The sequence below is a fragment of the Fictibacillus aquaticus genome (genome assembly GCF_002245695.1).
In the GTDB taxonomy this organism is placed as follows: domain Bacteria; phylum Bacillota; class Bacilli; order Bacillales; family Fictibacillaceae; genus Fictibacillus; species Fictibacillus aquaticus.
The window spans coordinates 1-8,109 of record NZ_NOII01000066.1 but is presented as its reverse complement, the minus strand read 5'-3'; the positions used below and the strand labels follow the sequence as shown (position 1 = coordinate 8,109).

At 45.8% G+C, this 8,109-nt stretch carries 7 protein-coding genes; 5 read left to right on the top strand and 2 right to left on the bottom strand.

The genetic code is table 11. The features are described 5' to 3' along the window. From CGZ90_RS19655 to CGZ90_RS19645, 3 genes are all read left to right on the top strand, one after another. On the top strand, positions 1–556 hold a 556-nt coding region (locus tag CGZ90_RS19655), incomplete at its 5' end, for a M14 family metallopeptidase (RefSeq protein WP_486598938.1). 239 nt (positions 557–795) lie between these two features. Beyond that, positions 796–1,239: a universal stress protein gene (locus tag CGZ90_RS19650; protein WP_094254188.1), complete on the top strand. Its 444-nt coding sequence runs from the start codon at positions 796–798 to the stop codon at positions 1,237–1,239. 322 nt (positions 1,240–1,561) lie between these two features. Further along, positions 1,562–3,874: a YhgE/Pip domain-containing protein gene (locus tag CGZ90_RS19645; protein WP_094254187.1), complete on the top strand. Its 2,313-nt coding sequence runs from the start codon at positions 1,562–1,564 to the stop codon at positions 3,872–3,874. 41 nt (positions 3,875–3,915) lie between these two features. Here the strand turns inward: CGZ90_RS19645 and CGZ90_RS19640 are convergent, their stop codons facing one another. Further along, positions 3,916–4,224, bottom strand: coding sequence for a hypothetical protein (locus tag CGZ90_RS19640; protein WP_094254186.1), 309 nt, complete (start codon positions 4,222–4,224; stop codon positions 3,916–3,918). A 211-nt stretch (positions 4,225–4,435) separates the two neighbouring features. Between CGZ90_RS19640 and CGZ90_RS21285 the strand changes: the two genes are divergently transcribed. Both CGZ90_RS21285 and CGZ90_RS19635 read left to right on the top strand, forming a co-directional pair. Further along, entirely contained in the window at positions 4,436–4,555 is a 120-nt protein-coding gene (locus CGZ90_RS21285) for a symporter small accessory protein (RefSeq protein ID WP_338032263.1), read from the top strand. Continuing rightward, entirely contained in the window at positions 4,552–6,072 is a 1,521-nt protein-coding gene (locus CGZ90_RS19635; protein WP_094254185.1) for a sodium:solute symporter family protein, read from the top strand. The genes CGZ90_RS21285 and CGZ90_RS19635 overlap by 4 nt, the downstream gene beginning before the upstream one ends. A gap of 37 nt (positions 6,073–6,109) precedes the next feature. Here CGZ90_RS19635 and pepF read toward each other — a convergent pair whose 3' ends face one another. Continuing rightward, positions 6,110–7,924 carry an oligoendopeptidase F gene (gene pepF, locus CGZ90_RS19630; protein WP_094254184.1) on the bottom strand — a complete coding sequence of 605 codons (1,815 nt, stop codon included), beginning with the start codon at positions 7,922–7,924 and terminating at the stop codon, positions 6,110–6,112. Positions 7,925–8,109 lie beyond the last annotated feature (185 nt).

Below are 8,109 nucleotides of genomic sequence, written 5' to 3'. Positions count from 1 at the left end.
CGAAACAAAAGCTGCTTATAATCTCACAAGACTCGTAAGCCCTGAAGTGACAGCATCCTATCATACAGCAGGAAGAATCTTGTACTATCATTTTAACTATGGTGCCGGAACATACGGCGGAGACAAGTTTATGGGGGACACCCTTGCTAAGATGACAAGCTACCGTCTTATCCCGCCTGATAAAACGCTTTCGAGCGGAGGCGGCTACAAGGATTGGTTCATCCAGACGTATAAGCGCCCAGGCTTCACCTTTGAGCTTGCTCCATATCCGGGTGAAACGAATCCGCCTGTATCAATCTTTGGTGAAGAATGGGTACGCAATAAAAAAGCCGCTCTTTACATGGCAGCTGAAGGCGATAAGCGCTGGGAAAAGCGTCTGACACACATAAGCAAACCGGTAAGCATCACGCAGAAGGTACCTCTGTATGACCGGCCGGATACTCGGTTTAAAATGGCTTCTGCCAGTCTTTATCCAGGCAAATACACCGTCAATGCTGCATACGGAAACTTTTACCGCCTGCAAACGATTCTCGGGCCGAAGTGGATCGTAAAATAAGAAAAAGTTAGAGTGCTGCCGTTCAAGATGAACGGCAGCCTTTAATTTATTGTTTCAGAAGACTTGGGGTACGGTACTTGCCGATAATTACTTGGTACAAAGTTGAAATGCGGATTTAGATCTAAACCATGACTGCTATAATCATTCGCTGAAGGAGTCTGTGTCCATATTGGCTGTGCAGTTTGTCTCTGCATAGCCGAGGGTATAATAAAAGTAACAAAAGCAGGGAGGGGATCCCGATGAATGTATATAAGAACATTCTTGTAGCGGTTGATGGATCGAAGGGGGCTGAGACAGCGTTTGACAGAGCGGTCGCGGTAGCTCTCCGCAACGAAGCAAGCTTGATGCTCGCACATGTTATTGAGAGCAGCCTTAATATTCCGAGGGAGTATTCGGGCGGGCTGCGGACACAGTCTATCGAGAAATCCGAAGCTTGGGCCGATCAGCTATTAAACAATTTTAAAATAAAAGCAATTGAACGCGGTGTAAAGGATGTGCGCACGAAGATCGCCATGGGCACGCCAAAAGTCGAGATCATTAAAGGCATCGCCCCTTTCAACAGCACCGATCTGATCATTTGCGGCGCAACAGGGACGAATGCGCTGCAGCGGATTTTTATCGGCAGTGTATCGGAATACATTTCGCGCAATGCTTCTTGTGACGTATTGATCGTAAGAGAATAAAGGCCGTCTGCATAACGTGCAGACGGCCTTTAACTTTTTATTTTACTTTTATTGCTGTCGCTGTGCTCACATTTCCAGCAGCGTTTTTATCTGTTCAATATTCTCACAAACTATACTAACTAGATTTTACCATGAGACTTAAACAGATTAAATCCTTACTAATAATTTATTATCGTGTAATACTTTTAGGTTAGATGGGATTAGTTCGTATATCATGTTTTTAAGAGAATGGTAGATTTATTTATTTTGTTAGAATATTATGAAAACATTATGAATGGCGGCTCATTCATTTTTATCAAACTGTTTTCGGAGGTGTTAAGGTATGAAGGTGTCTGGTCTTCTTTCAGCTGAATTTGCGAAACTAGCAGCTAGTAAAACAATTCTGTTTTCTGTTATTGCTGCATTGCTTGTCCCGGTAGTGTATGGCGGAGTACTGCTGTCGGCAACATGGGGTCCGTATGACAACCTGTCCAACTTGCCGGTTGCTGTCGTGAACGATGACAACGGTGCTATATCGAACGGACAGCCGATAAACGTCGGGGATGAACTCGTGAAGAACCTGAAAGAGGGTAACGCGCTTGGCTGGAAGTTTGTCAGTTCAGCACAAGCTTTGAAGGGTATGGAGAAGAATGATTATTATATGGTTATTCAGATTCCTGAAGATTTTTCTCAGCGTGTCACGACAGTCCTGGATCCTGACCCGAAGAAATTGAAAATAGAGTACATACAGAATGAGGGTCTTAACTTCCTTGCATCACAAGTAACCAAAACAGCGACTGAGCGTATACGCGAGCAGCTGGCAAACACCATTACTGAGCAGTATACAGCAACAGTATTCTCTGGTTTGCAAGACGCTTCAGGCGGGATCGGAAAGGCATCAGAAGGCTCAGCCAAGCTGGCAGACGGGACGACGCAGCTGAGAGAGGGAACTGCCAAATTAAATGAATCAGTATCAGGGAAAAAGGGCGATATTGCAAAGCTTGCCGATGGAGCCAGCCGGCTGAAGGACGGAACAGGTCAGCTGGCAAGCACGCTGGCCACTAAGCAAAACGATATTACTAAACTTGCGGACGGTACAAAGCAGCTGAAAGACGGAACAGGACAGCTGCTCGAAAAGCTGAACGGAAGCGCATCTAATGTTTCGCGCCTTGCAGATGGATCAATGCAGCTTCATGACGGTGCAGTCCGCCTGAAGGATGGAACGTCACAAGTATTAGCCGGTCTGCAAAAAGCACAGGCAGGAAGCAAAGAGCTGAGAGACGGTGTGAATGAACGTCTTGTTCCGGGCAGCAGGAAAGTTGCGGACGGAACAGGAAAACTGAAGGCCGGGTCCGCTAAGCTTGCCGCTGGAGCTGAGAAACTCGTCGCAGGTCTTGAACAATACCGTAAAGTAAATCCTACGGTTGAGGTTGGACCGTATTATCAGCAGATCGTGGACGGAGCGAAAGAGATTTCAGCTGGACTAGACAGCATGTCCGTTAAATCTGTGGCTCTAAATGAAGGTGCTGTCAAAGTAGCCGACGGAGCTGAGGAAAACCTGGCTCCTGGAACGGCAGCTCTTTATAACGGCTTAAGCCAGCTTGCCGCAGGACAGGCCAAGGTACATCAAGGTGCATCTAAGCTGGAAACAGGAGCAGGGCAAATCGCGGACGGCAACGCCAAGGTGAATGATGGCTGGAATGCTCTAATCTCAGGTGTGACGAGATTGGACTCTGGAGCAGCCAAAATTTCAGACGGAAACGCTGCGGTAGATGATGGTTGGAAGAAGCTTTCGGCAGGAGCGTCGAAAATTGACAATGGGATGGGTCAGGTCAGCAGCGGAACATCCAGTGTGAATGATGGATGGAAGAAGCTTTCTGCAGGAACGGAAAAGCTGAATGACGGCGCTGGAAAAGTAAATGACGGCAGCCAGAAGCTGTCAACCGGCCTTCAGTCAGGCGCGGAAAAAATGGGAGGACTCAGCCCACACGAAAAAAACATCAAAATGTTCTCGTCTCCAGTAGAACTTGAGGGTAAAAAAGTGAACGGCTACGAGCATTACCGCGACTCTACTGCACCGTATGTCCTTTCACTTGGCATATTCGTGGGTATCCTTGTATTGTCTCTCTTCATGAATTTTAACAAGCCTCCTTTCGCATCACCAATCAGCTGGTTTGCGGTCAAGTTCTTGACACTCGGCACACTCGCCATTTTACAGGCCATTTTAATGCTTATTGTGGCATTTGTTATACTCGGCGTACAAGTAAGCAATCCTGCCGCTCTCATAATGTTTACATTCGTGGCAAGCTTGACTTTCGCAGCTATCGTGCTGTTCCTTGCCTCATTTGGCGGCAATATCGGCCGGTTTATCGCACTTGCTTTCATTGTCATGCAGCTTTCTATTACGGGTGCTAATCTGCCTGTTGAGATGCTTCCTGAAAACCTTAGAGCGCTGAGCGGATTCCTCCCGTTCACGTACAGCATAGCAGGCTTCCGCTCTGTGCTGACATTAAATGATCTTGGAGGAGCTTTTGCCAATATGGGTATATTAGGGGTTTATCTGACAGCATTTGCGCTGCTTTCCCTTGCGGTGTTTATTGTGAAAAGCAAGGCGCACCATGGTGATTTTAAGAAGCGGGAAGAGGTTTCCCAATAAAGAAAAGGACGCAAGCTGTTAAGGCTTGCGTCCTTCTTCTATTAAGCCGTCTCTTCAGCAGCTTTATCTGCTTTTGAAGCATCAAGCATAAGGAAGATAGCTGAAAGAATATGCATGATCATTCCGACAAAAGGTATCCATCCGACGCAAGAGGTGACAATTCCAAGAATACTTCCCGTAGTTGCTCCGCCGTCCTTTTTAGTCAGAACAAAAGTGATGATATGTAGCACAAGCATTAGGGCGAGCGGCGTCCAAAAAAGACTGAGAACAATAGATCCTCCAAGCACTGGAACGCCTAGCAATGCTTCAAGACCTCCTGTAACCCATTTCAAAATACGCGATGGCGACATCAGCACAGCCTCCTTGATAAAAGATTTAACCTTATTCAACCATATGAATAATAATGGGTCCGCAGTACTGTTTTTTACTGACAGCAGCATAACTGTACAGGAAAATGCTGACTTAAAAAAGAAATTATTTATACAATGGCGAAACTTGGAAAGATTTTGCCATTGTAATTTATGTATGCGCTTACATTTAAAATGCAGAGGAGGATGCGATGTGCTTGGCATGGAGGACGGCGTTATTTCGTTTGTGTGGCTGGCTACGGTATTGTCCGCGATTGGCTGTGTGATTTACGGCGGCTATATGTGGAACAAAGGAGGCGACGATTCACAATGAACTTAGGTGTGCTCATTTCAGTCTGTCTTGTTTATATGGGCATCATGTCCTGGCTCGCTTATTATGGATTTAAGAAAACAACGACTGAGTCCGACTATCTCGTTGGCGGAAGGAACATTCATCCCGCAGTAATGGCTCTTTCTTATGGCGCCACCTTCATCAGCACGTCTGCCATTGTAGGCTTTGGAGGGGTTGCTGCTACATTCGGCATGGGACTTTTATGGCTTTCTTTCTTAAACATCGTTCTTGGAATCTTTGTGGCGTTTNNTAACTCTAAGATGATTACCGTCTTATCTGGGGCGATGATATTTCTGCTGATGCCTGCTTATACGAGTATTGTTCTAATAGGCGGAGGCAGGTTTCTGCAAGAGTCACTTTCGATGAACTTCAATCTTGCACTTATTATCCTTGCAGCGGTTATTGCCATTTATGTAATAACCGGCGGTATCAAAGCGGTCATGTACACAGACGCATTCGCGGCTGTTGTCATGCTGATCGGAATGGCTATCTTCCTTTTTGTCACATATGATGCAGTCGGAGGAATCATCGACGGCCACAAAGCATTGACGGCGATGAAAGACCTTGTTCCAGCAGCTTTAGCCGAACAGGGTCATCAAGGCTGGACAAGCATGCCTGAATATGGCTCTCCGCTTTGGTGGACGATCGTCAGTACCATCATTATGGGAGTGGGGATCGGTGTTCTTGCACAGCCGCAGCTCGCCATGCGCTGTATGACAGTGAAAGACGATAAAGCATTATACCGCTCCGTTCTTGTAGGAGGCGTCTTCATTTTCTTTATGACAGGCTCTGCCTTTGTTATCGGCCCTCTAAGCAATGTTTATTTTTACAATACAACTGGAGAAATCGCGATAACGGCAGCCAAGGGCAACGTGGATCTCGTCATACCGATACTCATCAATAAAATGATGCCAGAGTGGTTCATCTATTTGTTCACCCTCACGCTCATGTCAGCAGCGATTTCCACTATCTCATCACTGATTCATGTTCAGGCTTCTGCATTTGGACAGGATATTCTTAAAACGCTAGGTGTTCATTCTTTGTTTGGCTCTAAGCTGAATCCGTCCCGTATTGGGGTTCTTATCGGAATGGCTGCAGCTGTTATCTTAGCTTATCTTCTGCCAGCAGGCATCATCGCACAGGCTACGGCCTTTTGGTTCGGTATTTGTGCGGCTGGATTCCTGCCAGCGTTAATTGGTGCACTGTATTGGAAAAATGCAACAAGAAAAGGTGCTGCAGCAAGCATCATTACTGGCTTTGCCGCCAGCATTTTTGGATTTCTGTTCCTTCATCTAAAAGAATCGACAGCAGTTGGTCTGTCGCAGGCATTATTTGGAAAAACTGCACTCCTTCCGTTTCCATGGACGCACGTAGATCCGCTCTTTTATTCACTGCCTCTTTCTGCTCTTGTCTTTGTAGCAGTCAGTCTGCTTGATAAAAATGCAAAAGCTGAAAGACAATTGGCAGAAGGAGTGATGAAAACAGCGGCAGCTAAATAAAAAATGCCCCCATCTAGTCTTGAGATGGGGGCGATTTTTATTGATAAGACATTTCTAGTTCATCGATCAGCGTTCCGACATAAGAGACAGCTTTTTTAATAGGTTCTGGCGTCGACATATCCACGCCAGCATGCTTCATGAGTTCAAGCGGTGTCATCGTACCGCCTGCACGGAGGACTTCAAGCCATCTGTCAACGGCTGGCTGGCCTTCTTCAAGGATGAGCTGGGCGGCAGCCGTAGAAGCAGTCAATCCGGCTGAATAAGTGTAAGGATACAAGCCCATATAATAATGTGGCTGGCGCATCCAAGTCAGCTTTGCACCTTCATCAATTTCCACCGTATCTCCCCAGAATTCAGACAGCACATCGCCAGTTACATCGGTAAACGTTTTGGCGGTTAGTGGTGCTCCGTTCTCAGCGAGTGTATATACTCTTCGCTGGTATTCCGCTTCTAGCAGGTGTGTCACAAAGTTGTGGTAGTACGTTCCTAGCAGCTGCAGCACGACCCAGCGGCGCATCTGCTTATCTTCATGTTTATCAAGTAAATATTGGCCAAGGAGCATCTCGTTCATCGTAGAAGGGGCTTCGACAAAATAAAGGGATGGACGGACATTCATGATACGCTGATTCTTATTTGCCAAGTGAAAATGTCCGGCATGACCGAACTCATGTGCCAAAGTGAAAGCACCCCGCATGTTGTCAGCCCAAGTGATCAGGATGTAAGGGTGCGCACCGTATGGACTCGCACAAAATGCTCCAGTCGATTTGCCCACATTGTCTGCAAGGTCCACCCAGCGTTCGTTAAACCCTTTTTCAATGATTTCGGTGTACTCAGGACCCATCACCTTGAGAGACTCAAGAATAATCTGGCTAGCTTCCTCGTACGTTGTCTTCGGGTTGAAGCCAGGATCAAGCGGCGCTTTTAAATCACAGAAAAGCATTTTGTCGAGACCGAGCACCCTCTTTTTCAGCTGAGCGAATCGGCGCATATGTGGTGCCAGCTCTTTAAAGATGATATCTATCTGATTGTTGTACATCTCGAGCGTTACCTTCTGCGGCTCGAGCAGCATGTGTGTAACAGAATCATAGTTTCTAAGACGGGACATAGCTACTTGTTTTTTAACCTCAGTACTGTACGCGGAGGCGATTGTATTTTGGTATTGTTTGAGTGTCTTGATAAATGATTCATATGTTTTTCGGCGAGTATCTGTATCAGATGAGAACTCGTATTGGCTCTCAAATAAAGCAAATGATACAGGAATGTCATTGCCTTCTGAGTCCTGGACAGGATCAAAGGACATATCGGCAAGCTTTGCCATCTGATAGACACGGTAAGGGCTTGCGTGAAGCTCTCCAAGCGCGGCTAATGCAGCTTCCGTTTCTGGCATGAGACGGTGTTTCTTCGTGTCCAGCAGTTCTAACAATCCTTTGCGAAAGCTGCCCAGTCCTTCTTCTTCCTCTAAGTATTGCATGACTTTGCCGTCTTCCAGCTCCAATATTTCAGAACTGATAAAGGAAAGGGCCGCGGTAATTTTTGTATTTAATGCAGAGAACAGTGCAGAATTTGCCTGGTTAACAGAATCTGTACCGTCAGTTGATTGACGCAGGCTAGCATACGTTCCTGCTTTTACGATTTTCATAGAAAGCTGTTCCTGTGCTTCTAGGCATTCAAGAAGTGTTTTTGCGCTATTATGTAAAGTACCTTTGTATTGTTCGAGTTTTTCAGCTTCTTTCTCGATAAGGACCAGTGCTGCTTTCCAAGATTCCTCAGAAACAAACAAATCATCAAGGTTCCACGTGAGTACTGCAGGCACTTCTGAGCGCTGTAAACGTTTCTCAGCCGTTTTTTCCATAAAAGTATTCCTCCTTATATGCTGTACTTTTATACTACTATTTTAGGTTATTAGAAAATTTAGTCAAATCAAACCTTCTAGTATATTACAGCACTTTATTATTTCTTGATGAAAAGAAACTTCCTTTACCGTTTAAACAAGCTTGTACAATAAAACACCATGAGAATATCATGGTGTTTGTGCGG

What these genes read in the sequence shown, in the direction of transcription:
- CGZ90_RS19650 (WP_094254188.1), top strand. Translation starts at nt 796, where the DNA reads ATGAATGTATATAAGAACATTCTTGTAGCGGTTGATGGATCGAAGGGG.
- CGZ90_RS19645 (WP_094254187.1), top strand. Translation starts at nt 1,562, where the DNA reads ATGAAGGTGTCTGGTCTTCTTTCAGCTGAATTTGCGAAACTAGCAGCT.
- CGZ90_RS19640 (WP_094254186.1), bottom strand. Translation starts at nt 4,224, where the DNA reads ATGTCGCCATCGCGTATTTTGAAATGGGTTACAGGAGGTCTTGAAGCA.
- pepF (WP_094254184.1), bottom strand. Translation starts at nt 7,924, where the DNA reads ATGGAAAAAACGGCTGAGAAACGTTTACAGCGCTCAGAAGTGCCTGCA.